26 protein-coding genes are annotated in these 26,180 nt (G+C 32.7%); 6 read left to right on the top strand and 20 right to left on the bottom strand.

Translation table 11 applies throughout. From position 1 onward, the window contains the following. Positions 1-3: 3 nt before the first annotated feature. Genes M0D21_RS07090 through M0D21_RS07065 form a run of 6 tightly spaced genes read right to left on the bottom strand, consistent with a single transcriptional unit; the run spans position 4 to position 8,438 of the window. Complete coding sequence (locus M0D21_RS07090) at positions 4-825, bottom strand: crotonase/enoyl-CoA hydratase family protein (RefSeq protein ID WP_248327812.1); 822 nt, start codon at positions 823-825, stop codon at positions 4-6. A 1-nt stretch (position 826) separates the two neighbouring features. Next, positions 827-1,939, bottom strand: a complete 1,113-nt coding sequence (locus M0D21_RS07085) for a heparan-alpha-glucosaminide N-acetyltransferase domain-containing protein (RefSeq protein WP_248327810.1) — start codon at positions 1,937-1,939, stop codon at positions 827-829. 34 nt (positions 1,940-1,973) lie between these two features. Then, on the bottom strand, positions 1,974-4,418 hold the full coding sequence (locus tag M0D21_RS07080) for a GNAT family N-acetyltransferase (RefSeq protein ID WP_248327808.1): 2,445 nt from the start codon (positions 4,416-4,418) through the stop codon (positions 1,974-1,976). 4 nt (positions 4,419-4,422) lie between these two features. Continuing rightward, complete coding sequence (locus M0D21_RS07075) at positions 4,423-5,592, bottom strand: MFS transporter (protein WP_248327806.1); 1,170 nt, start codon at positions 5,590-5,592, stop codon at positions 4,423-4,425. Then, on the bottom strand, positions 5,589-6,920 hold the full coding sequence (locus tag M0D21_RS07070; protein WP_248327804.1) for a lysine N(6)-hydroxylase/L-ornithine N(5)-oxygenase family protein: 1,332 nt from the start codon (positions 6,918-6,920) through the stop codon (positions 5,589-5,591). The genes M0D21_RS07075 and M0D21_RS07070 overlap by 4 nt, the downstream gene beginning before the upstream one ends. 12 nt (positions 6,921-6,932) lie before the next feature. Next, a complete protein-coding gene (locus tag M0D21_RS07065) occupies positions 6,933-8,438 on the bottom strand; it encodes a pyridoxal phosphate-dependent decarboxylase family protein (protein ID WP_248327802.1) in 1,506 nt (501 codons plus the stop codon). 417 nt (positions 8,439-8,855) lie between these two features. On the opposite strand from M0D21_RS07065, the gene M0D21_RS07060 reads away from it, so the two are divergent. From M0D21_RS07060 to M0D21_RS07050, 3 genes are all read left to right on the top strand, one after another. Continuing rightward, a complete protein-coding gene (locus M0D21_RS07060) occupies positions 8,856-9,074 on the top strand; it encodes a hypothetical protein (RefSeq protein WP_248327800.1) in 219 nt (72 codons plus the stop codon). Positions 9,075-9,217: 143 nt separating this feature from the next. Further along, on the top strand, positions 9,218-9,649 hold the full coding sequence (locus tag M0D21_RS07055; protein WP_248327798.1) for a hypothetical protein: 432 nt from the start codon (positions 9,218-9,220) through the stop codon (positions 9,647-9,649). A gap of 16 nt (positions 9,650-9,665) precedes the next feature. Next, positions 9,666-10,043 carry a DUF2237 family protein gene (locus tag M0D21_RS07050; protein ID WP_248327796.1) on the top strand — a complete coding sequence of 126 codons (378 nt, stop codon included), beginning with the start codon at positions 9,666-9,668 and terminating at the stop codon, positions 10,041-10,043. 246 nt (positions 10,044-10,289) lie between these two features. On the opposite strand, the gene M0D21_RS07045 is transcribed toward M0D21_RS07050, so the two are convergent. Next, the gene (locus tag M0D21_RS07045) at positions 10,290-10,517 is read right to left on the bottom strand and encodes a hypothetical protein (protein ID WP_248327794.1); all 228 of its coding nucleotides are present in this window, start codon (positions 10,515-10,517) and stop codon (positions 10,290-10,292) included. Positions 10,518-10,540: 23 nt separating this feature from the next. After that, on the bottom strand, positions 10,541-11,326 hold the full coding sequence (locus M0D21_RS07040) for a prohibitin family protein (RefSeq protein ID WP_248327792.1): 786 nt from the start codon (positions 11,324-11,326) through the stop codon (positions 10,541-10,543). A 404-nt stretch (positions 11,327-11,730) separates the two neighbouring features. Between M0D21_RS07040 and M0D21_RS07035 the strand changes: the two genes are divergently transcribed. Next, the gene (locus tag M0D21_RS07035) at positions 11,731-12,558 is read left to right on the top strand and encodes an RsiV family protein (RefSeq protein WP_248327790.1); all 828 of its coding nucleotides are present in this window, start codon (positions 11,731-11,733) and stop codon (positions 12,556-12,558) included. Positions 12,559-12,636: 78 nt separating this feature from the next. Then, positions 12,637-13,503, top strand: coding sequence for a YitT family protein (locus M0D21_RS07030; protein WP_248327788.1), 867 nt, complete (start codon positions 12,637-12,639; stop codon positions 13,501-13,503). Here M0D21_RS07030 and M0D21_RS07025 read toward each other — a convergent pair. The 5 genes from M0D21_RS07025 to M0D21_RS07005 form a co-directional block, all read right to left on the bottom strand. Beyond that, entirely contained in the window at positions 13,496-14,776 is a 1,281-nt protein-coding gene (locus tag M0D21_RS07025; protein WP_248327786.1) for an FAD-dependent oxidoreductase, read from the bottom strand. The genes M0D21_RS07030 and M0D21_RS07025 overlap by 8 nt on opposite strands. Before the next feature lie 24 nt (positions 14,777-14,800). Then, positions 14,801-15,040 carry a hypothetical protein gene (locus M0D21_RS07020; protein ID WP_248327784.1) on the bottom strand — a complete coding sequence of 80 codons (240 nt, stop codon included), beginning with the start codon at positions 15,038-15,040 and terminating at the stop codon, positions 14,801-14,803. A 438-nt stretch (positions 15,041-15,478) separates the two neighbouring features. Then, the gene (locus M0D21_RS07015; protein ID WP_248327782.1) at positions 15,479-16,441 is read right to left on the bottom strand and encodes a sodium-dependent bicarbonate transport family permease; all 963 of its coding nucleotides are present in this window, start codon (positions 16,439-16,441) and stop codon (positions 15,479-15,481) included. A gap of 20 nt (positions 16,442-16,461) precedes the next feature. Beyond that, on the bottom strand, positions 16,462-16,752 hold the full coding sequence (locus M0D21_RS07010) for a hypothetical protein (protein WP_248327780.1): 291 nt from the start codon (positions 16,750-16,752) through the stop codon (positions 16,462-16,464). 5 nt (positions 16,753-16,757) lie between these two features. Next, the gene (locus M0D21_RS07005) at positions 16,758-17,030 is read right to left on the bottom strand and encodes a hypothetical protein (RefSeq protein ID WP_248327778.1); all 273 of its coding nucleotides are present in this window, start codon (positions 17,028-17,030) and stop codon (positions 16,758-16,760) included. A gap of 102 nt (positions 17,031-17,132) precedes the next feature. On the opposite strand from M0D21_RS07005, the gene M0D21_RS07000 reads away from it, so the two are divergent. Next, complete coding sequence (locus tag M0D21_RS07000; protein ID WP_248327776.1) at positions 17,133-18,050, top strand: LysR family transcriptional regulator; 918 nt, start codon at positions 17,133-17,135, stop codon at positions 18,048-18,050. Positions 18,051-18,586: 536 nt separating this feature from the next. Here the strand turns inward: M0D21_RS07000 and M0D21_RS06995 are convergent. The 7 genes from M0D21_RS06995 to M0D21_RS06965 form a co-directional block, all read right to left on the bottom strand. Next, the gene (locus tag M0D21_RS06995) at positions 18,587-19,489 is read right to left on the bottom strand and encodes a mechanosensitive ion channel family protein (RefSeq protein ID WP_248327773.1); all 903 of its coding nucleotides are present in this window, start codon (positions 19,487-19,489) and stop codon (positions 18,587-18,589) included. A 20-nt stretch (positions 19,490-19,509) separates the two neighbouring features. Then, on the bottom strand, positions 19,510-20,016 hold the full coding sequence (locus M0D21_RS06990; protein ID WP_248327771.1) for a Dps family protein: 507 nt from the start codon (positions 20,014-20,016) through the stop codon (positions 19,510-19,512). 348 nt (positions 20,017-20,364) lie between these two features. After that, a complete protein-coding gene (locus M0D21_RS06985) occupies positions 20,365-20,901 on the bottom strand; it encodes a mechanosensitive ion channel domain-containing protein (RefSeq protein ID WP_248327769.1) in 537 nt (178 codons plus the stop codon). Between the two features lie 106 nt (positions 20,902-21,007). Further along, entirely contained in the window at positions 21,008-22,669 is a 1,662-nt protein-coding gene (locus M0D21_RS06980; RefSeq protein ID WP_248327767.1) for an alpha/beta fold hydrolase, read from the bottom strand. Between the two features lie 207 nt (positions 22,670-22,876). Further along, on the bottom strand, positions 22,877-24,625 hold the full coding sequence (locus tag M0D21_RS06975; RefSeq protein WP_248327765.1) for a tetratricopeptide repeat protein: 1,749 nt from the start codon (positions 24,623-24,625) through the stop codon (positions 22,877-22,879). A 222-nt stretch (positions 24,626-24,847) separates the two neighbouring features. Next, the gene (locus M0D21_RS06970; protein WP_248327763.1) at positions 24,848-25,423 is read right to left on the bottom strand and encodes a hypothetical protein; all 576 of its coding nucleotides are present in this window, start codon (positions 25,421-25,423) and stop codon (positions 24,848-24,850) included. Between the two features lie 4 nt (positions 25,424-25,427). Continuing rightward, positions 25,428-26,102: a hypothetical protein gene (locus tag M0D21_RS06965; RefSeq protein ID WP_248327761.1), complete on the bottom strand. Its 675-nt coding sequence runs from the start codon at positions 26,100-26,102 to the stop codon at positions 25,428-25,430. Positions 26,103-26,180 lie beyond the last annotated feature (78 nt).

Below are 26,180 nucleotides of genomic sequence, written 5' to 3'. Positions count from 1 at the left end.
GCATCACGCTATTTTTTTACGTTGTTGAGCCTTTGCCAAGATCTCCATTTTTCTTAGATCAAAAGATTGTACATTCATGCATGCTTCTACCCAAAGGTCAGTGACATGTATTAACTCATCTTTGGGCAACGGATTAATCATTTTTTTACATTGAATATGATGATATTCAAAATTATACCGATCTCTTAATTGATGAATAAATTGATGTAATTCTATCATTGATCCATTGCTATTTGTAACCTTTTCTATAAGCCCAAAAGACTGCAAAAACCTTGATGTATACATCTTATTACTTCTAATCAAACTATCGGCATCAGGATTCGGGATTTTTCTGGATAATAAGCTATGCGCTCCCATACCAGGGAATAAATTGAATTTATTTTCTGGAAAGCAAAATTTTGCATGTTCGGTAGCAACAATAAAATCATGAGCCAAGGCACATTCAAAACCTCCTCCGTAGGCATTACCTTCTACCAACGCAATAGTAATAGCGGGCAAACCAAATGCATTATATATTCCATATATGGCATCAATACAAAGATGTGCATACCTTCGTAACCTCTCGATATTTTTTGTTCTTATACATTCAAGAAAAAAAGGCAGATCTCCTCCCATGTTGTAAACACCTTGATGTTCTGAACCGGACACTATGAATTGCAAGGGTCTATCAGGATGAGAAAAATACTCAAATAACCAATCACGCACCTCAACAAATTCCTCAAGCCCTTTTAAACAAAAATTTGGCATTCCGGTATCCTTAATTTTCCAAAAAAGCAACTTCTCTTCTGGAAAATATTCTAAAGTAACGCAATCAAACTTTCTCATATTATTGTGGCTTTTGCACAGCTACTTGATTTTTGGCTATACCAGATTGTTTTTTAGATTTCTTCGCAAACAACTTATCTAGTACGAATCTCTGAACACCCAGGGTTAACAAAATGTAGAAAGGAATAAGTAATAAAACTCCACGTACTCCGAACTGTTGATATCCCAGAGCCCCCATTCCCCAACAAATAAGCACCCATTGAATAACGTAGATTGTAGTTACTCTTTTGCTGCAGTAATAGAAAAAATTGAAAACTGCATTTTCTCTAACTCTTGTCACCAGTAGATGCATGAGCCATAAACATACTAAATTGAAACCCGCTAGATATAACACTCCGCCAGGACCTAAATGAAAATAGTCTCCAAAGTGATATTCAAAATTGTAATAGCATAATCCTCCACCAACAACCATTAATACAATTCCCGAAATGAGCATACGTGAGAACAAATAATTATTGCTTTTATTTTGTTCTTTATACCACATCCCGAAGAACATTCCAATAAGTATAAAAGAAAACCAAGGAAATACCGCGAAATAAACATTCCAATCGGCTCCCCAAAGAAGATTTAACAAATAACTCACACCTGTTATATCTACCTGAAAACCATGTACTTCCTTGGTCAATACAACAATGAATAATGCAAAAAATAGCGGCACATATTTATTTTTAGAAAAATGATTGATAACTCCCATGAACAATAAAGAAACTCCTGCTAACTGAAGAATGTCTCCCGTACTAAACATGTAAATCATATTATCAAGAGTTGCCGGAGTGGTCCAACCGTATGCTTCTATAAAATTATCTGGCATCGTTCCCACCAAAACAGGGAGCACAAACTTTAGGAAATTCATTAAATATCCAACGGCCAAAATATAAATAGCTCTTTTAATAGATAGCACAATGCTTTGGTTTCTAGATAAGGTAAAAGACACTCCCATAGCAATTAAAAACATTGGTGTTCCTTTACCAATGAAATGAATAGTTTTTCCTAACCATGTCTCAGATTGTGTGATTAGGTCTCCATAAATCCAAAGGGTATGTACCAAAATCACCATGAGTACGGCTATCCCTCTGGCCAAATCTACAGCAAGTATTCTATTATAACTTTTCATGAGTTCTTCTATTATCTTTAATTCTTTATTTAAACTATTCTGTAGCGTTATCAACAGAACTTTGAGTTAGAAAGGATCTATCTTTATATTGAGCTATTGGATTTTTGATAGTTCCCATAAACTGTAAGCTTTCTACAGGATCTGCCAAATTGAGCATATGTTTGGTATTTAGTAACTGTAGTCGATTAAGGCAGCACCTTTTAAACTCTGGAGCAAAAAGATCTATTTTCTCAAATTTATCAGACAGATGTTTATTTGCATCTTGATATTTTAAGATACATTGCGCCACTTTATTCCATAGTACAGATTCATCATATCCTCCCTGATACACAAGGATATCTGATAAAAACCTAAAAAAGCAATCAAAAACATCAGTTAAAATAGCCAGAGCTTTAATCTCATCATTTGTATCAACATACAAACGTTTTGCTTTTTCTGGCAAGATTCTTTTATCATCAAAAATTGCTATTTCTTCGGTGATATCCTTCATAATTACTTTTGTAGGAATGTAATTATCGAGAACCAAAATTAGATTCTCACCATGAGGCATGAATACTAGTTCATATTCATATAAACAATGCAAAAGCGGAGTTAAATATGCGGTTAAATAATGTTCTAGCCATATCTCAACCGTAACTCCTGATTTTTTAATCAATTCAACCGCAAGTGCTTCCCCCTTACTGTCTACATGAAGTAATGCGGCCATTGTCATCAATTTTTGGCTCTCGTTGATTTTGGTATACGGGCTTTCCCTCCATAATGCAGACAACATTTTATTATGAGCTTCGGTTTTCCCAAGTGTTTCATAATATCTGTTTCTATAGCCTACAGTGGCTACTTCCCCTAGCATTGTGAAGCCGATTTTTTGTAAAAACTCATCATTATCTAATAGTTCGGAAATCCATTCAGTAATAACCGGTGTACTTCCCATGTAGTAGGGAGAGAGTCCACGCATAAATCCCATATTAAGTATTGATAACGATGTTTTGGTATATAATTTATAAGGATTAGAAGTATTAAAAAGTGTTCGAATTGATTGTTGCGCTGCATATTGATCTTTTCCTTCGCCTAATAAAATAATATATTGTTGGGCTATATCCTGCGCAAATATTGTACTTATCTTATTCTCCCATTGCCATGGATGTATTGGGATAAATATATAATCTAGAGGACTTAATCCCTGAGCATTTAATTTTTCAGCAAACTTTTTATAAACGTCTTCTCCCAATTCATTGATTATGAATTTTTCATAATTGTATGATGGCGTGCTATGAAATTCTGCCTTAGTTATATGTGCAGCTATCCAAACTAATGAAAATGTTGTTCTTATTTCTGGGGCGAAATGCTGGTATTGCTTAGAATTGAATCCGATACGTCCATTATTCGCAACAAAACAAGGATGTCCTTCGCTCATAGCTTTTTCTACTTCCTGAAAGTTGGCATTTGTCAACGAAGCAGCACTATATTTTTCATGTTTGTGTTTATAAGCTGCTCCATACAACGTACTGGTAATCTCCTCCATATACGTAGGTAACATATTCTCTGGAATTCCTAGTGTATTCTTAAGTTCTAAAATAAAATCTAGAGCATCTAGTTCAGTTTCTTTGCCCTGCTGATTTTTTTTTATCGATATGCCATTAATATGTAGATGATCTAGCGCTTGAGTTTTTGCTTCAAAATAGTAGGAGATTTCCTCACTATCTGTATATAGCTTATACAAATCCCAATTTTCATTATGACCAATGAGTTCAAGTTCTAGTAGTAATTCATGGGCAAATTCGCTTATCGCTTTTCGAATTAAACGTCTATTTACTATAGCCCAAACATTAGGATTTAGGTGTGCTGTATGATTGGATAAAACTAAATTGTCTGACATTGAATGCATTGTTATATCTATTTCTGTGGGTGAAGGAATACGTTTATAATTTTCTCGTGCGCATATTGCTAATTGTGCTATTTTATGAGGCAACTGAATTTTTTTTATATACTGAAAGCCAGCTTTCTTATTCAGCACATGTATTTTTTCATTAGAAATATCGGGTTCAACTACTACCCTTTTGGCATCTGCTTTAGAAAACAAAAAATCCATAACCGTAGTGAATACATTCCAGGTAAATCCAGGTATTTTCTTTTTCACCGGAGCTACTAAAATATGCATCCCAATATCTCCATCAAGTACATCGTAATGTTCTGCAATTGTATCGTATTCGGGATCATAAAATTCCATCAAAAACATAGGTATCTCATTTAGAATTCCAATAACTACATGATGATGTATATTTGCCTCTAAGTCTCTATACTCGCTTTCAACTTGGTACAGGCTAGAGTTTTGCATTCCCCAATATTTAGCATATGGTCTGTTTACCCAATCATGAATGGTTTTTATATCATTTTCTGGCTGAAAGCTTCGAATTTGTAGTTCTCCCAAATCTTCTATATATCTGGAGAATAAAATATTTGTTTTTTCTATTGTGGCCATTGTTCTAAGTTGCTTTTAAAATCAATCTTTTGAATTTTGTTTTAAAAAATGTTACAAAAAGTATCAAGGTTAATCCAAACCCTATCCATGCAATGGAAAACGGAATTTCTAATCCATATCGCTCCACCAAAATTCCTACTAAGAATGATGAAATAAGTACCCCAAGATTTTGAAAGAAGTGTACTTTACTGTAATCTATAGCATAGGTATCTGGTGTACTAAATTCAAATAGTAACACATCAAAACGAACGATGGCTCTAAAAACCGCCCACCCATATATTACTCGACCTATAATTACAACTAAAGGGATTGGCACTCCCTGTATCCAAAGTCCTAAAACCCCAATACATAACGGAGTTACGATACGTGTAGAAGTAGTCTTTTTTGTTTTTATATCCCACCAAAGTACAAGCAAAGCCACTAAAGCAGGGATAGCATAAATTGTTCCTGAAACAAGTTTACTATTGTAGGTAGATATATATTCCCAATAGGATGAAAAAAAGGGTCTAGTTATGAATCCACTACCATACAAGACCAGCGTAATAAGTCCGATTTTAAGCACAAATCCTTTGGGAATAACCTTTTGATCAAGAGTTATCTCTTTTTTATCTTCTACAATTCTCGAAGTATTGTATCTTGTGCTTTTGAGTAGGTATATAGTCATCCCCATTTGGATAAAATCTCCAAGTGCCATGATCAAAAAAATGTAGCTTGCATCAATCGCATCAACAGTAACGCCTCCAATTACAGCCCCTAAAACACCTCCCAAATGAACTACAACAGATAGGATTCCTATAATTTTTGAGTGTTCTTTTTTACCTGTAATTTTTAAAATATAGGGGTATACCAACAGGTAACTCCCTTTAAATAAAATCATCAACAATGAAATCATCCAAAAATTGATATATGAATCGGTGTAGTAACAACATAAGGCTAGTATTCCTGCTATACACTGGGTATACACCAGTATATGAAGCTCAGCAATCTTTTTAGAGATATAAGCCCAAAACGGAAATGATATCATCACCATAAAACAAATTGCGGCAAAATAATATCCAACCCACTCTGGATTCGTAACTCCAAAACGAGCTTCAAAAAACTGAGGATAAAAAGGATGTAATAAGTAATCGCTTACTACGGCAACCAAAGTCATTATAATGAGAAATCTTTTCATATCACTGGGGTTTCCTTCTTAATTTCTTCTTCTTCGGTCACCTCAAATTGCTGAAAAGCAATTCTTCTCTCGATTGGGTAATAATCGGTTCCTGTAATTTCTCTTATGATGTAAGAATTACGATACGCTGCCATTCCTAAGTCTGGAGTTACAAAACCATGGGTATGTAACTCTGCATTTTGCACAAAAATATCTTTACCCAAATGATCTATCGCATAGTTGCGATGTACGTCATATCTTCCTTTTTCATCCCATCGAATTTGATCTTTGATCCCTTCAAGAAACTCAGGTTGATGATACGCATATCCTGTTGCTAGAATTAATCCTTCTATATCTTGTTTATAGTGTTTATCCTGCTCTGTTTGATGAAATTCTAGGTAAAACTTATCTAAAGCCTCATCATAAACTGTCTTTTGAAGTTCAGAATTGGTTCTCAAGTTAATTTTTACATCGTGCAAAAGGCGTTTTGTGTAGATAAGGTCAAAAATCTCAGCGATCAGATCCTGATTAATCCCTTTATACAAATGTTTTTGATTTTTAATCAATCCATCTCTTTTGCTTGCAGGTAGGTTATAAAAATAGTCTACATACTCTGGAGAGGTCATCTCTAGAGTTAGTTTTGAATATTCTAATGGAAAAAATCTTGGAGATCGGGTAACCCAATTTAATTCATAGCCTTTATCATCGATTTCTTGTAAAAGGTCATAAAAAATTTCAGCAGCGCTTTGCCCACTGCCTAATACAGTGATTGATTTTTTAGACTGCAACTGTTCCTTTTGAGTAAGATATTCAGAAGAATGAATAGCCTGTCCTTTCAAATTTTTACAGCATTTAGGAATATAAGGTTGTGTCCCGGTGCCCAATACTAGCTTTCTAGCTTTATATACTCTTTGTTCATTGGTCTTTACACAAGTAGAAAAGACCGTGTAGTACTTTTCCGAATTGTTATAAAGTATTTCGGTAACTTCTGTTTGAAAATGGATATTTGGTAATTTTTGAATTGCCCATTGACAATATTGATTGTATTCACTGCGTAAGAGTAAAAAATTCTCTTTGATATAAAATGAATAAATACGCCCCTGTTCTTTGATATAATTTAAGAAACTAAAAGGATTGGTTGGATCGGCAAGAGTGACCAAATCTGCCATAAAAGGAATTTGCAAAGTAGTATCTTGGAGCATCATACCTGGATGCCAATCGAATTTCTCTTTTTTATCCAAAAAAACACCTTCAACTTCAGGAATAGGTGCTGTTAAACAAGCTAGTCCCAAATTCATAGGTCCAACTCCAACAGCCACAAAATCAAGTATATTTTCAGTCTTTGTCATGTTCGTTTTCATTTAGTTATTTGTTTTATGTTGTAATCCGGTATCCTTTATCATTTGTATGATATTGAGTAAATCAGAAATAGTACTTTTAGGATTTAGGAGTGTAAATTTTAAATAGATTTTATCGTCAAACTTTGTACTTGCCACTGATGCCTGTCCGGATTTAAAAAGTGTATTTTTTATGTAAAGGTTAATCCTATCATGCATGGTATCGTTATCCACTCCAGGTGTGATAAATCTAAATACTAGTGTGCTTAATTCGGGTTGGTGTACAATTTCAAAAAAGGGATCATCTTTGATACTGTGATAAAGGTCTAGCGCTAAATAATGTACTTTTTCAAGGAAAGACCCTATCGTTTTCGCTCCAGTCATTTTTAAGGTAAACCATAGTTTTAAAGCATCGAATCTTCTTGTCGTTTGAATTGATTTCTCAATTAGATTAGGACATGTTTCATCTCTATGCTCCAAAGGGTTTAGGTAATCGGCATAATAAGACACATACTTAAAATTTTTGGTATCTCTAACCAAAAAAGCACTAGAACATACCGGCTGAAACATAGTTTTATGAAAATCGATAGTAACTGAATCTGCATCTCCTATCCCATTTAATAAATGGCGATGTGTTTCGGTTAAGACATAACTTCCACCGTAAGCCCCATCAACATGAAACCAAATATCATATTCTTTGGCAATCTTTGCTATGGTGTCGATAGGATCAAAACTACCAAAGTCTGTAGTTCCTGCTGTCGCTACGATAGCCACAGGAATATTCCCAGCTTGTTTTTCTTTTTCTATAGCTTGTACCAAAGCATCTGGTTTCATCTTCATCTTATTATCTACAGCTACAGGAATTACAGCATTATACCCCATCCCCATTAATGCAGCATTTTTCTTAATGCTAAAATGTGCCTTTTCTGAGCAGAAAAATCGAAATTTAGATACGACATCAGACCATCCATTTTCTTTTAGATTGAGACCAAAATGACGAAAGGCATAGTCGTCTCTAGCAAGCAGAAGGGCCATAAAATTAGACTGAGTACCTCCACTGGTAAAAACCCCGTCTGAAGTATCGGGCAGTTCCATTTTTGAGCAAATCCAACGAATCATTTCCTGCTCTATTAAGGTAGCCGAAGTACTTTGATCCCAAGTTTCTACAGCAGTATTTACAGATGAAGCTATGAGATCTCCCACTAATGCAGGTAGTAAAACCGGGCAGTTAAGGTGGGCTACATAATCTGGGTTATGAAATGCAATGGTATGATCTAGATATAACTCTTTGATCTCTTGTAAAGCCTCATCAATATCCAGTTTCGTAGTAGGACTGGGTGTTATTAAGTGCTGCTTAGAGGTAAAATCACTTACAAAATCACCACTATAAAACTGATCACGATCTAAAAAAGATTTTACATGTTGTATCGCTTTATTAAGATATTCTTCGTAGGTATATTTTGATTGTGAGTCAAAAAAATGAGCTATTTCACGATCAATTACTAAGTTCTCTTGTGTGTCGAGGAGCATATTATTTTTATTTAATCTAAATAAGTTTTACAAATTTAGATTGACATCCTATGAGATCCATGACGAATTTTGGAGAAAAAATGACGTGAAGAAATGTATCCGTAGTATTTAATTTTAAGATAACACAGATCTTAACATTGGATAATACAGGTCATAACGACTATCACCAAATAATATTGGACACGTTGAGAAAAACGTGAAGGTGGTTGAAATGATTTATAAAATTATAAGTATCAAATATTTTTTTAGACAACAAGCGTTAATATTTGTTTAATATTTGATTTTTTTCATTAAACAATTTGTATCTTTATACAAGAGAAATTTAAAAGAGAACCTCAACGGGTTTCAATATTTTCTGAAACAACAATATTTTTAAAATTTCTTTAAGAATTTTTATTAGAATTAAACTATTACGCTATGGAATTGATACAAAATGCTTTAGAATTTGAAAATCGTAAAATGTCAAACATGTCTACAAGTGATAGAGTGGCTGCCTCTCGAGAGGCAAAATCGTTGATATTGAGTATTAATGAAATTTATAAAAAAACCAAAGACTCGGACTTGATGGATCTTATGAAGCGACTTACTCAAAAAAAGAGAAAAATAGAAAAGAGATTAAAAGGTAGTCCCGTTTAATCTAAAAATTGATGAACAAAATGTTATAATAGTTAAAAGCCAACTTGATAAAAAGGTAATATGATGGTGTAGTAGTTGGTTTAAGATGAAGAATACCCTGTTTCTATGATTCTTGACAGGGTATTCTTTTTAAAATGAAGTTTATGATTCTAGAAACCACATATAGTAGTAAAGAAAATAGACGAATCATGAATGATATGGTGGGAAAGCCTTTCTCCTTCATTCAGTCTATAAAAATGAAAGGAATAGGCTCCAAAAGAATGATCATCGATGATGTTAGTCCAAACCTCAACAAATTTTTAAACGTAGTTTCCGACCTTAACTACGGAAGCATAGAACTTAGACCAAGAGGTATTTTAATTGGTATCAATAAAGGGTTAAGGAATTTTACATGGATTATCCCATACTATCAATTCTATATGTATAAAACCAATGGAGTGAGCATTCATGCACAAGGCAAATATGTACACTTCAAAAATAACCGCACTCATAAAGAAAATCGTTCGTTCTTTCAAAAACTTACCCGATTAAAAACGGAATACGACATTAGATATCCTCATGTTGATTCTATTTAATTTATTTCATTAAAATATGAATACAGAACTTAATGTTTTAGGAACTCCTTTACAGTCTTGTTGCTATGAACCCCTAACTGGATATTTTAGGGATGGATACTGTAGAACTAACGCAACAGATACCGGTACTCATATTGTCTGTGCCATAGTAACTGATGAATTTCTGGAATATACCAAAGAACAAGGAAACGATCTATCTACACCAATCCCATACTGGAATTTTCCTGGTTTATCTCCAGGAGACAAATGGTGCTTGTGTATTTCAAGATGGTTAGAAGCTGAAAAGGTTGGAAAAGCTCCTCAAATTAATTTAGCTGCAACTCATCAAAAGGCATTGCAATTTGTGCCTCTTGAAACTCTAAAAAAGTATAGCCATATTTCTTCTTATTCATAATACATGGTTATTCATCAAGTGGTTTGATGAAAATCCTAGCAACAAAAAAGACCATTTACTGCCCATAAATGATCTTTTTCTGAAACAATCCACTAATAAAACACTATTACTATTTGAAAAAGTGTGTAAGCTAATTCTAGCCAAATAGGTTTTTTAAATTTAATTTTGTGTCCGATATGTTGGGGTATGTAATGTTGCTAAAACCTGTTAGCACATTTAGACTTTACTATGTTTTAGGATGGTACACTACACCATTCCTAAAGATGGTCCCTTTAATCGTTTATCTATTTTTCGTTTTTTTACCGTAACCAATTTCATGACTTCCATTAAATAGGGATCTTTAGTTTTTTTATAGATTTCATTGATCTTAAGTATGATTTTTTTCGCTTCTCTGGATGCCAAAACCCTATCACTTGTCGTCATGTTAGACATACTTCTTTTTTCAAACTCAATTGCCTTTTGTAATAATATCATCGCTTTATGTTTATCTGTTTAAATTAATCTTCAGTTTCTATTAGAAATGGTGTTTTTCCATCTGTCACAATAATTTTACTATTTGGGGATTCAGAAAGTTTATTAAATGCTTCAATACTTCGTATTTTGATAATTTCCTGAGTTAAACCTTCAGACAAAATCTTTTGAGCGTCTCTTTCTCCCTTCGCATTTATAATTTTTCTATCTGCCTCTAATTTGGCTTGTTCGATAACAAATTTCATACGCATAGCATCCTGTTCTGCCTGAAGCTTTCGTTCTATAGAATTGGCTAAACCTCTAGGTAATTGAATACTCTTCATTAACACTGCTATAAGTTCAATACCGTCTGCTTGTTTTTCTAAATTCTCTTTCATTTTTGCCTTTATCTCCTCTTCAATAGATGCGCGCATGCCTGAATGCATATCCTTAGCATAGAATTTGGCACACACATCTGATGATGCTGACCTAAAAACGCTGGTGATAATAGATTCATAATCACGCCCAAGGTTTTCTAACACACTTGGAATTTTATTTTGTTCTAATCGATAAAGAATTGAAATTTCAGAGTTAACACTCAACCCTTCTTTACTAGGAAGACTCAAAATTAACTTGATATTACTGGTTTGGGTAGACTCCTTAATCACCTTACTTATAAATGGGTTATAAAATACCGTTCCTTGAGTTGATACTTTGTCAGAAAACTTTCCAAGAGTTTGTTTCACTCCAGCTTCTCCTGGACGAATTACAGCACAACTAGTGTATGTCAAAAAAATTATTGCTAACCCAAAAAAACACTCTATCCTCTTCATATTTTGTATCAATTTTATTGTTCTGATTATAAATTTAGCAAACAAAAATCATTAATTATTATTTATATTAATTATAATAAACATAATTAATATTTATATTTATGTATTTTAAGAACCTCTTAACATTTTGTAAAACAAATACATACAGACTAAATTAAAAGTATTACTATTGAAAAGCCTTTAGTTATGGGACTTAAGGTCATTAATCAAATAATTAACATTATAGATTATTAATGAACGTGCTTAAAGTTTAACAAAACATTCATGATCACATAAATTATTTTTATGCAATCAATATAAAATATAAATAAAAATATATGACAAAGAATATGGATTTTTGCGGCAGATAAATAGATAATTTCAGACATCTACTGTTTCTGATTTGAACTTTAAAATATGTACCTATGAAAAATAAATTAAACTATCTGCTATCTATATTTCTCCTTATAATCCTTACACTAGGGTCTTGTAAAAAGGAAAAATCAGCACTCTTGGCAGATCATTTATTAGATATTCAACAAAAAGAATTGTCTGAAACCAATTCCAAATCTGAGTATTCAAATGATTTTATCAATGTCGATGAAAAAATCCTGGAAAATAAGATTACCACAAAATCTTTCTATAAAAATGAAGACAGTTATATTATAGATTATCGATATCCTGTTTTGGATGTGAAACAAAATAGAACATTTAAAAAATTTAATGATTTTATTACCAATCAATATTTAGACTATTCTATTTCGGTAAAAGATATTATTAACAAACAAAAGCTTTCTTGCCAAATTGGTTACGACCAAACTGAGCGATTAAAACGCTTGATTAATTATAAGATATATACCAATAACTCCAAAGTACTAAGTATCCTCCTTTACAAAGCGAATCATTATGCGAATGAGAACCAGTATTCCTATTTATTTAAAACACTCAATTTTGATACGTCTAAAGGAGATTTCATATTCTTCAATACTTTGTTTCGAGAAGGAACTGAAAGAGCGGTTTTTGAATTGGTTAGAAAAGCTTTAAAAGAAAAGATACAAACAGACCAGAATTTTGAACAGTGCAGTGAATTAACATATGACACTTTTCTTGCTTATAAAGATAATTTTGTAATCGATAAAAATACAATCAAATTTTATTTTGATGACTGCGTAATCTGTCCCGTATATTCTGGAAATTATTTTGTCGAAATTTCGCGATCTGATATTTTAGATAAGCCATACAGCAATTTTTAGTTTGAATACTAGTTTACTAAAAAAATAGGTTCAAACATAAAAGCTTGAACCTATTTTTTATTTAATAAACTATCTCTTATGTTTAAATCATTATTATCTGAGTACGTACAAATTTTTATAGGAATCTTACTAGCCAGCATAGGTTTAAAAGCTTTCTTATTACCCAACGGATTTCTTGACGGAGGAGTCACTGGTATTGCTATATTATTGAATTCTAACTTTGACATTAATATTTCATGGATACTCATTGTATTGAGTATTCCTTTTTTGATTTTGGCATTTTTCTCCATATCAAAAACTATGGTTCTAAAGTCGATTGTAGCCATAATAACATTGGCAATAATGATAGAATTTGAAACTTTTGAAACGATTACTGATGATAAGTTACTCATCTCGATATTTGGTGGGTTATTCTTAGGGTTAGGTATCGGAATAACTGTAAAAAACGGGGCTGTCTTAGATGGAACGGAAATTTTGGCGATATATATCAATAATAGATTTGGTATTAGCATTGGAAGAGTCATTTTGCTCTTTAATTTTGTTCTTTTTTCTATTACTGCAATTATCGCTTCAAAAGAAGTGGCTATGTACTCGATTTTAACCTTTTTGGTCACTGCAAAAATTACTGATCTAACTATAGAAGGTTTTGAGGATTTTATAGGAGTTATGATTGTATCTAAACATAGTCAGATCATCAAGAAGCAGATTGTAGATCAAATAGGTGCTGGTATGACCATCTATAAAGGAGTTAATGGTTTTGGAAACAGCGGTAAAATCGAAGATTTCGAAGTTATTCATACTGTAATTAATAGAATGGAAATTAGTAAGATTAATAGACTTATTAATCATATTGATCCCAATGCATTTGTGATGGAATACGATGTGAATCGAATTAAAGGTGGGATTTTAAAACGCTATTTGGGTCCTAAACCAAATACTAATTAAATTCTGAAGTAAATTCTTCTACGATCAAACCTTTTTCTAAGGTATTAATAACCCCAAGAGCAGCTCGTTCTCCCGAGATCATAGCAGCATTTAAAGAAGCATTGAGTTGTTGATCACCAGCTAAAAATATACTTGAAGACAATTGTGTTTCTGATGGTAGCATTTCATATTGAATATTAGACAGATCGGGAAGTGCCTTTCTAATTTCATATCGTTTTATAAAATGATCTACTTGAATATTACAATACCTTTCTAACTCAGCACTTACTTGTTGTATTAATTCTTCAAGGTCGAGTTGATGATCTTTTACAACGGTAACTGATACTACCTTTTTTGAAGTTTTAGCATCATCTTCTAGCGAGGTTGCAGAACAAATATTGTTAATCAAAGTACTATCTTGTGCTATTAGCCCTATCAGAGAAGTATTTCTATATTCTCCTTTGGTCTTAAAATAAAGGGTGTCGCAACTTTTCCAGGTAATTTCTTGATTTCTTAAATTAGGAATTAGCACGTTTGGATCTGTGGCAACGATAGTAAAATGGCTTTTAATATCCTCTCCATTTTCTAACACAATTTTTTGTTCTTCTATGTACTTTACTCTTGTATGATATTTGAATGAAGTAAATTTTAAATTTGCTTTTAATTGTATTGGAATTTGTTCTATCCCCTTTTTAGGAATAGCAGCATTACCTTCTCCAAACATCTTGTATACGAATTTGAACATTCTTGAAGAAGTTTGAAGATTTGCTTCCAGAAAAATACCTCCGAAAAAAGGTTTAAAAAAATGGTTAATCATGGTTTCAGAAAAACCAAACTTTTTTAGAAAAGAAAGCGTTGTTTCTTCTTTTTCTTCAAAGATTTCAGAAATCTCTGTTTTTTTAAGAAGCCTGTTTAGTCTAAGAACCTTCCATTTATCTGCAATACTTCCTACATTAGAGAAAAGAGTCGGCAATAATAATTTGATACTCCTTAGCGGATCACCTAGTAACGTACTACCCTTATCGGTGAAAATTTGCGCTCCTGGTAAAAAATGTTGTAACGTTAAAGCATCATAATCTAAATATCGCTTTGCTGCAGGATAGGCTGTTAGTAACACTTGAAAGCCATGATCGAGAACACAATCTTCTACAATATCGGTTTTCACACGCCCTCCGACTCTATCTGTAGCTTCAATAATAACCGGATGATATCCCGAATTTTCCAACACTTGTGCTGCTATTAATCCGCTGATTCCTCCACCAATAATGTGAATTTTATATTCAGATTTGTTCATATGATCCTACACTACTCCTAAGAACTAGTTCATCCTTAAATTAAAAGCTAATATTTGCCGCACTGACTTTTTATGCTTATTCTCACATTTTTTCAGTATTCTTCTTTTAACGTAATTATCAATATCACCAGGTTGAACCCAATCCATTAAACCATAATTAAAAATACTTTCATCATACATATGTTGTATCATACCATTGCTATAAAAAGTATATCTATCTTCAAGATAATCGTTTCCTATAGCCACAGAGCAAATTTCCTTCATGATCTTTATATTTTTGTTTAACTTTTTTGACATAACGCTAAACAAATTTACAATTTTTATTTTTAGAACCAAAACACCAAACTACATATGTTGCAACAATCAATTGTTTAACAAATATTTAAGCACTTGCATATTCGCCATATCCACGCAAAGCTACAAGTGCTTTTTTTACTTGCTTGCCTTATACAAAAGACGCTGGATACTATTAATTTCTGCTTTGGTAACTTTAAGTAAAAGTCTTTGCTTCCTTTTTGAAAACAAATTACCTGAATGTTTACTATCAACCTTTGCCCTAAAAAGTAGAGATTTACAATATTCTAACCTTTCGCTTAAACTCCTGTGGTTTATTATATCTCGATACAGAGGATCCAAACAACACAGGGTATTTTTTCTGAATAATCTTTTCATTTTATCTTGTTCGAAATTTATAGTTTCTTATTAGAAACCTTGTATAACATACATATATAAAGGCATTCCCAAAGTGATATTAAATGGGAATGTAATTGCTAGTGCCATAGGTAAATACAAACTTGGATTTGCTTTTGGCGCTGCAATACGCATCGCTGCGGGAACTGCTATATAAGAAGCACTTGCTGCTAGAATGGCAAGCAAAAAACGATCTCCATTACTAGTTAGAAAAATACCTGAAATCTTAGCAACTAATATACCGTTGATAAGAGGTATAACAATAGAGAAGAGAAATGCGAACCACCCTTTCTTAAGTAATGCTCCAATCTTTTCACCACTTGTTATTCCCATATCTAATAGAAAAACAGCCAAAAAGCCTTTAAAAATATCGGTTGTAAATGGTTTAATGCCTTCGGCTTGAGCATCACTTGCTATAAAACCAATTACTAAACTCCCCAATATTAATAGTACACTACCATTGGTCACGGCATGTTTTACTAGTACCAAAAGTTCTTTTGCAGATTTTTTTCCATTTGAATATAGTCTTAACAGTAATACTCCAATAATTATAGAAGGTGCCTCCATTAAGGCCATTACAGCCACCATATGACCTCCAAAATCAATTTTTTCCATCTCTAAGAAACTCACTGCCGTGACAAAGGTTACAGCACTAACCGATCCATACGCCGCGGCAATGGCACCAGCATTATCTGCTGTAAACTTTAATCGTAAAATAAAAAAGGTGTATACTGGTACAAGAAGCGCCATTACAATACCAGCTACTATAGCATAGGTGATTTCGATACTATATTCGCTGTGAGCTAACTCTTGCCCACCTTTAAAACCAATAGCGAGCAAGAGATATAATGAAATAAATTTAGAGGAATTTTGTGGGATCTTAAGATCACTTTTTACTTGTGATGCAATGATTCCTAAAACGAAAAACAACAGGGCCGGGTTTGTTAAATTATCGACCAGTAGGTGTATATTCATTGAACTAAATCCTTGTGGTTTTAATCTATAATTTCTATTTCCAGAATCCCACTAATTCTTACCCTCTTGCCATGTAATAGAGCCTCTTTATAAATGGTTTTACAGTTTTCTTTTTCTTTTAATAGTTGAGATACTCGATTATCATCATATTCGGTATTACTATGTTCATTTCCTTCACACATAGATAACCTGTGTAATTTGTGAAAATTGATTTTTTCTCGAATTAAACTATTGATCACATCTGTAGCTTCTGAAGGGGTAAATACTCCATCTACCAATTGCAACTTGTGTAAAACTTCTTTCGTTATCATAATATTTATTTAGAATTTAATTTATTTTTCACTCTTTGATTGAAGACTATAAAAGCCACAAGACTCATTACAAATCCTGCCTTTATTAGTTCAGAAAACAATGGGCTCTCGTAATAAAAGCTTACAATTAAAGCTCCTGTAAAGGCAAACAAGAACGTTATTAAGCCTACAACTTGAATACTGTTTAAAATTTTAACTTTATCAATTTCAAGTATAAGCCTAGATTCACCATTTCTTATATGAATCATCTTGGGAGGTAACTTAATATCGGTTTCCATACTGACTATTTTTAAAATATTGATATTTCCTGAAGGCAAAATTAAATAGTACAATCCATATATTTTTATTTATATTTGTAATGAATAGCATAAGTATTATTTATGAATTATACATTACATCAATTACAAATATTCTTAGAGATCGTTGACAAGGGCAGTATTACCAAGGCTTCAGAATCATTATTTCTTACCCAGCCAGCAGTATCGATTCAGCTGAAAAAATTTCAGGATCAGTTCCCTCTTCCTTTAACCGAGATTGTGGGAAGAAAACTATATGTGACCCCGTTCGGAAACGAGATAGCTGAAGCCGCCCATAAAATTTTGGATGAAGTATCAGCCATTGAGCACAAGGTGAACCAATATCAAGGAAAATTAGCCGGTAAACTATCTATTTCTGTGGTATCTACAGGTAAATATGTGATGCCTTACTATTTATCAGAATTTGTAAATGCACATCCTAGTATAGATTTCAAAATGGATGTTACCAACAAGTTAAAAGTAGTAGAAGATCTGGAAGAGAATCGTGTCGATTTTGCTTTGGTATCTGTACTTCCAGAACATTTAAACTTAGAAAAGTTACCTCTTTTAACAAACAGCTTGTATTTGGTAGGAGGAACAGAAAGAGAAAAAAATCGTGAAGGAAAGAAAGAGTTAATTTTTACAGAGCAACCACTGTTGTATAGAGAACATGGATCTGCTACTCGTAACGCTATGGAAGCATTCATAGAAGGTAAAAATCTTCCTGTAAAGAAAAAAATAGAACTCACCTCGAATGAAGCCTTAAAGCAGGCTGTAATTGCAGGATTAGGATACTCGATTATGCCAATGATTGGTATAAAAAATGCACTCAATTATGGTGATATCACCATTATTCCATTCAAAGGATTACCTATAAAAACACAATGGAATTTGGTATGGTTAAAAAGAAAAAAATTATCACCAGTTGCTCAAGCTTTTGTAGATTACTTACATACAGAAAAAGACAATATTACCTCCAAATACTTTAGTTGGATAACATAAAAAAATCATTATACCTAAACAGGCATAATGATTTATATATTTTGACTACCAAATGGTAAAGATTAAAAATCGGTCAAATTCCGAAGATATCATCGTAGGTCTATTTTTTATTCTGAAGCGGTTGATCATTCAACGTTCTTTTTCTTTTCCTTCGTAAAAAGCTCTTACTACCAAAATATTTTTGTAGTAAGCCTGGTCTTTTTACATAATTGTTATTGTTATTCATGTTTTTATACTAAATTATGAGGAATAAAATTACAGTAACTGCATATAAGAGCATTGAAGCTATGACCATTATTCCTACAGATTCGAATATTCTCTTTTTAAAATTATTCATTTCGCGTTTCTAGATTACTTATGTATCACCTCTCGTTTACCCAACAATAATTCTCGTACAAATTTTAATGCACTTTTCACAACTATTTTAAGGTGCCTATAATATAATTCCATGTGTATGTTTCTAATTTGATTTTAATTTCAGATTGATCTATAATCTGAACTTGTTAGTGATTTTATGTTCTATAAAACTATATGTATTAATTTGTCACAAAAGCTTCTAGCTTATTCAAGTTTTTTATAGAATGTTGTAGGCTAAAATGAAGTGTTCGAATTGGAAATGGAATATTAATTCCTTCAACTTCATAGGCTTTCTTCAGCTCTACAAGCGCCTTACTTTTTGCCTTTAACCTGTCAAGTCCACTGGTTCCTTCTATCCAAAATCTACAGAGGTAATTGATAGAACTGTCCTCAAATCCTGTATAATAGAATTCTATCTGTTTATCAATTGACTCTTGATCAAAAAACTCTGAAATAGTATCTTTCGTTAACTTTTCAACCTTCTCCAAATCAGATTCGTATCCAACACCACACTGTATTGAAACTCTCATCTTTATAGTGAGTGAATAGTTTTTAAAAGGATTTTCTATAATTTGCTTATTGGGAATAACAACAATATTATTATCTGCTTCTTTTAGCACAAAATAATTTAAGTTAATATCCATTACTTCACCGGCATACCCATTAGTTTCTATCCAATTCCCAACTTGAATATTGTTTCTAAATGAAAGTACAATTCCCGATATAGTATTAGATAAAGTTCCTTGTAACGCTAGTCCCACAACTAATCCTGAAACTCCTGCTCCAGCTAAAATACTCGTCAGGGCCTTACCTAAATTAAGGGCTGATAAAGAAAGTAATAGTCCTGCTAAAACCACTAAGACAGCTGCCGATCTGGCTACAAGTTTTGCTATAGATGTTTGTTTAATTTTTTTAATAGTTAATTTGATGGTCGCTCGGTAGATAAATCTGGAAACCAAATATGAAACTAGCATCACTATTATGGCTACCAATAAGTTTGGAAGATTATCTATAAAAACATTAGCCCAATCTTGTAATTTATGGGTTACAACTCCTACCGAGGAATTTATTTCTACGTTCATTTTATATTTTTTAGTTAGTATTAGTGAGACTTAATCATACTGGTGTCTAATTGTTCACTAGTTTCTTTGTTCCAAGCCGATAACATCCAACTAAATTTTTCTAACTCCCTGATGTAACTTCCCATCATATCTAATGTTCCTTCATCACCAGCATTTTGAGCATGAGAAATAATCACCCTCATTTGCACCAACAACTTTGTATGATCGTTGATTAGTTCACTCACCATTTCTTCATCTGTTTTTAATGGTGAAACTTCTTTTATCGACGCAATTTGAATATAATCGCTGTATCTAGATATTGGATGATATCTTAGGGTTAGTACGCGTTCTGCGATTTCGTCTATTTTTGATCGAGCGTCATTATATAATTCTTCAAACTTTCCGTGTAATTCGAAAAAATTTTTTCCTAAAATATTCCAGTGGAAATTTCTTAATTTTTGATAATACATATGGTAGTCTGCCAATAATGTGTTCAGTTCCAAAACAACAGGCAATAGTTTTTCATCATTCATTTTCAAATAATTCATTTGTTATGATTTTTAAAGATTAGTAAATAGATGTATCGATTAACAGCTAAAAACTGATTACAGGTTTGTAATAGAAAAGAAATTGTTTTTTTAAAGAAATCTGTTATTCAAAAATCAATACACTTTCAATATATGGCAGATAGGAATTTTGTCAAGCGATTTAACGGGCTTTAACCTTACTTAAGAATCTTTAACATAAGAAATGTTAAATAAAAACGAGGACTGTTAAGAAACCATAAAACCAAATACTAAGATTACTCAGTTTTGCATAAAGCATTGAACAAAGCTAGCAATATCAATCATAGTTAACGAAAACGGGATCTCTACATTGAGATCCAAAGGATACGTTTAATTACCTCCCTGATCTATTTCCTCATTTTGAACTCTTGGCACCTTATCCAAAATTTCTATTCCTTTTTGCATCACCAGAGAGTTAGGGATAGTTACATTTTTACCATCATCGGTTTTTAGGAATAGGTAAAAACCTGTGATATCGATTAGTTCACCGGTCCAATCAAAATCTTTGTCTAAAATCCTAATCCTATCACCTATCCGAACAGGGTGACTAAAAAATAAAATAACGCTTGCCGTGAGACTTGATAAAATTGACCATTGTGCAAAAAAACCAACTCCTAATACTGCTAAAACAGAAGAAATAAATACTGCAAACTGTTTATGATCAACTCCCCAAATAATGGCAAGAATAGAAATACTAATAATATAAATCAACAAATAGCTAAGGTTCAGAATGACTTTTCTTCGATTGATCTCGATAGCTTTAATAAAACCAAATTTCCCTATAGCCCTCTTGGTTAAAAAAATAACAATAACCATTACAGATAATAAAATAATACTATAAAGTATTTCCATTTTATATGCCAGCATAACTCATGTATTTTAAAAATGTAAAGGTAATATATGAACAACATTATTACTATTTACCAATTGAAAAAGCAGTATACAATATTAAATCGTTCATAAAAACCAATTACTATTTTATAAGATCCGAAGGGCTAATCGCAAATTCTTTTTTGAAGCATTTTGAAAAATACGAAGGATTTGCGAAACCAGCCTGGTATGCAATTTCGGCAATGCTATGTTGTTGTCTAAGCAATAATTCTTTTGCGCGATGTAAACGTACAGAGCTTATCAGTTTATTAGGAGATTTGTTTGCTATCGATTTCAATTTTCGCTGTAGTTGTCGCTCACTTATTCCTACTTCTTTGCAAAGCATTTCAACTCCAAACTGTTCGTTATCTATATGACATTCTATCTTTTGTAAAACCTTTCCTAAAAAAGAATCATTTTGGCACGTATGATATTGACTGTTTTTTTGACTCAAATTAATACTACAAGTTTTTGGTGCTATGGTGAAAAGTTCTAAGGATTGTCCTGATTCGATATTAAATATTGTTTTGTACGTCTTGATGTTTACGCTGGCCCCGATTAACAAGTTTTTTACAGTTTGGGTTAATATAATTTGATTAGGTAAGGTGTCATCAAAGATAGTGGTAGCAAAACCTTCTGTTTCTTCACAAATACACTTCTTAACGTAACACTCCTTGATATCTATCCCAAGAGATAAGGTGATCTGTTGTTGTTCTCGAAAAGCTTCTACCATATTCGTAGCGCAATTAACCGCCCTGCTTGGTCCTTCAAAAGTCGCTGTAAAAGCCATAGAGGAATACTCTACTAGACTTCCATTGTATTGTGCTATATATTTTAAGATTTGAGCTCGATCATCTTCATTATTTTCTTTTACACTAACGATCTTCCCAATCATTACTGTGTATAATTTCTTTTCATAGATAGGCTGTGGTTCAACATTACGAATAAATGTTTCCATTTCTTTGAGTATCTCCTCAGTATTACCCACCCAAAACAAATGGTCATTGCCTTCAAGTTCAACAAACTTAGATCCCTTTATACGCTCTGCTATAAATCGTCCTTCTTCAATTTTTACATCAATATCATCAGTTCGCTGTAGTAAAAGTGTTGGTACTTTTATAGATCCTAAAATATCTATAATATCTACCTGCGTATTCATCTTGGTCAATATCACCGCCGATTTTGGACTAGCTCCAGATCGAAAATAATTTGCCAACCAATCCATAAAAATAGTATCATTAGCTTTTGATGGTGCTAAGGATTCTAAATTCATTTCTCCACTTCCCCAGTTATTTTCAATCATGTCATACACCTCTTGTCGTTCTTGATCTGTAGGCGCCCAAGGATAGTCTTCTGAATATTTACGTTTTGCAAAAATACCGAAGGTAATTAAAGAGATTACCCTATCAGGATAAGTAGCGCTAAATAATGCAGAAACACTTCCCCCTTCAGAATGCCCAAACAACACTGCTTTTTCTGACGCTACTGCATCCATTACCACAGTAATATCTTCCATTCTTTCTTCTAGTGTTGCGAAATCTACTACCCTATCAGACAGACCGGTACCTCTTTTATCAAAAAGAATAACCCTGGCAAATTTACCTAGTTCTTCAAAAAAACTAACAAGCTCTGGACACGACCACATTAAATCAATATTAGACACCCACCCTGGTATATATACCAAATCTATCGGTCCAGTACCAAAAACCTGATACGCTATACTAATATCTCCACTTTTGGCATATGTTGTTTTAGGCTTCATCATAGCTCTTCGATATAAATTAACTGTTTGTAAAACTATAAAAAGAGAAAGCTCAGGCATTAAAAGAAGTACCTACAAAGTGTATACTTAATTCTCTAAACCTTCAAAAGGAGGGGTACATTATGTAGACATTGAATTTTTAAAAAACTGATAATCAGTTTTTTAAACCCAAAAATATATTTATTAATTCTCAGGTATAGGTTAGTGATCCTATTCTTGCTCCAATTGAATCAAATAGGATAAAATTTCTTGATCTGGAGCTAATTTCATTTTTTTACGTAGACGATATCTTGCTGTCCTAGCACTATCTGGTGATATGCCTAAAATACCCGCCATTTCTTTAACATTCAGGTTTAATCGTATTAAGGAACAAATCTTCAAATCATTAGAACTTAAATCAGGATGTCGCGATTTGAGCTTTGTATAAAAGCCTTGGTGTGCATCTTCAAAAAATCGGCTGAAATCCTCCCAATCTTTATCAATACTAACATTTTTTCGAACAATTTTATTAAGGTCGGTGATGAGTTTGTTTTTTTCAACAGAAGGAGCTTTTTTAATACTTTGTATTGTTTTCTGAATCTGCTGTACAATTTCATTCTTCTTTATAAAATTAAGAGTATATGCGCTAAGTTCTTTATTCTGAAAATCTAGTTGCTGCTTTAATTCTTGCTCTTTCAACTGTGCATTTTCTAAATTTTTCTGACTTAACTCGTATGCAGATGCCAGTAACTCTTGATCTTTTTCAATGAGTTGTCTATTTTTTTGAACCCTTTGTCTTGATATTACATAAATAAAGATTCCAGCAATAGCCATGGTAATAGTCCCTAATAACAAAAGATATTGAATAAGTCTATCTTTTTTTTCCTGCACTTGTAGAGATTGCAAAGCTTTATCCCTTTTTTCTAACTCATTTTCGAACTCTAAATAAGCTACCTGTTTTGACTTTTCAAGATTGAAAAGAGAATCCCTAAGTGTTATATATTTATCATAGTATTGATACACCTCCTCAGGCTTACCTTGTTGTTTTTTTAATTCTTTTAATTCTTCATACGCTAATAATTCATACTTTTTCAAACCATTCTCTTGCGCCAACCTTAGTCCTTTATTGAGCTCTGAAGCCGCCTCATCAAAACGATCTGACAATCTTAAAATCTTTCCATGAAGAATCAAATTATTTGTCAATCCATCTGTATCACTTACTTGACGACCCAACTCCATAGACTTTTTGATATGGTAGTATGCTTGTTCTATCTCGTTCTTATGTGCATATAACATCCCTAGTTTATTGTGAGCTTCTGCAATACCATAGGTAAAGTTATTATCGGTATGCATTTGTAATGCATCTGTTAAGTATCGTACTGCATCTTCATCTTTATGCTGTTCTATAAGCATTGTCCCTATCTTAGTAAATGTAGTCGCAATTCTACCCTTTAATCCTAAGCCAGTAAATTCATTTATCGCTCGCTCATAGTGATATTTAGCTTTTTCATATTCCTTAAGATCTGCATATACCATCCCAATATTAAGTCTAGTATTGGCTACACCAGTTTTATCGTCGAGGTCTTCATAAACTTTATAAGATATATTAAGATACTGAAGGGCCATATTTAGATTTCCTTGCGCCCAATATGCCACTCCTATCACACGGTTAGCTTTTGCTTCTCCATCTTTATAGTTGAGTTGTTCTGATAATTGAAGCGCTTGTGAACCATATTGTATAGATTTATTAGCATCTACAATCCAATATTCGAAACCGATATTATTTAACATATCCACTTTTAAAGCATCATTATCTTGATGTACACTTAGTTTCTGAAGTAATGTATCTATTTTTTGAGTACTTGCCCATAATTGCACAGAGTATAAGGCCAGAAAAGAACCAATGATTAAGCAAATGATCGATTTATGTTTGGTTACCCCCTTTTCTGATAGATAAAAAGAAACTCTGGAAAATATCATTAAAAAAGAACAATTACAGGAATTAGTGGTTTTAAGCTTTTTAATTAGCTATAAAACTACTTATCATTTTTTTAATCTAACCTGTAAGAAATGTTAAATCCCTGAGGAGTAGCCTTCTTTTGAGTATCTGCCAACCCAGATTTATTTTATTTAATAAAAGTTCAAAACTTCTATACTTTTTTTTCACAAAGTAGTAAGGGTTTGCCTAAAGAATAAGAAATGTCATTCAATACTTTGATATTTTTCTTTATATAAAATAATCAAATTACAGAATGAGATAATAAAACCTGCCGAAAACAAATAACATAAAAAAAGAAGAATAATAAGTTGCATTCTATTTGAGGTGATACTTTCTTTGGTCCATGCTTTTTCTGGATCTCCTAAGACAATCATCATCTGCTCGTTTCTTGAAGGTAAAAAACCATGAGAAGTTTTAAAAGCCTCAAAAGGGTTGTTCTCTACAAACTCATCACCAATAACTATATCTTTCTCAAGATATGGTAGTGTTTTTGCCTCACGAGCAAAGTGATAGGTAGCATAAACACCAATGAAAAGAACTATGAATTCTACAGACAAACGCATCCATGTCCTGATGATTTTATTTTTAAGTGAATACAAAATAAGAAACCCTGCCAATACTGTGGCTATAAAAACCCCAAACTTGACAAAAAAAGATGTGTTTTCGTCAGAAGCATACCAAGAAGGAAGTGGTATGATAAAAGCTCCTGTAACCGATGCTATCCAAGTGCTCAGGAGTGTAATTTCTTTCCAAACCTCTTTTAATTTTGAAACCAGCATAAAACTATTCTTTTGGGGTTTCTAATACCAACATTTTTTCTTCCTCACCACTATTACTCATAATTAAATGAAGCTCTGGTGTTCCCACACGATCATCTTTTTCTAACCAAAACAGGTAATATCCAGGCACAAAATCCTGAGTCGCATTTTGAGTAGGCTGGTTAAATCGAAACCGTTTAATTTCTTGCTCTTTTTCGAATGATAATTTTCCGAAGACGAAAAAACCTTCCTCTTTTCCAGAGTTCACTACCACTCTAATCTTCGTTGTTGCATCATTCTTGGCGGTATTGTTTATCGTCTGCATTTTAGCATCGAAATCCTGATAAATCGCGTTGAGGATGAACTTTTTATCATCTATTTGATCAAAATTTTTATCCAAACCATCCAAAGTTTTCTTGGTCTCCTGTAATGTGGATATGTATTCGGGAGAAAGTGCATATTTTTCATTGCATTTTTCTAGCAAAGGTGCTAATCCCTCATATTTACTATCTAATTGATTATAGGCATCTATCAAATCATCATTTGCCGATGCTGCTACTTTATCTTTAAGATTTATGATCGTTTGTTTAGTCTCAAGCAATACTTTTGTTAAGTCATTACTTTTAGGGGTATAACTTGCACAACTACATATATATATTGCTGTAAAAATTGAAATGACCATCCTAGATAATTGTCTCATGTGTATGAAGTATTGTTGGTTTGTTATACTAGTGATAAAATTATATTTACATACAATATTCTACTATTACAAAACCGA

Origin of the sequence: Aquimarina acroporae (assembly GCF_023195925.1) — a bacterium.
Lineage (GTDB): Bacteria > Bacteroidota > Bacteroidia > Flavobacteriales > Flavobacteriaceae > Aquimarina > Aquimarina acroporae.
Note: the sequence above shows the minus strand (reverse complement) of the source record. Positions and strands in the feature narration are given on the sequence as shown.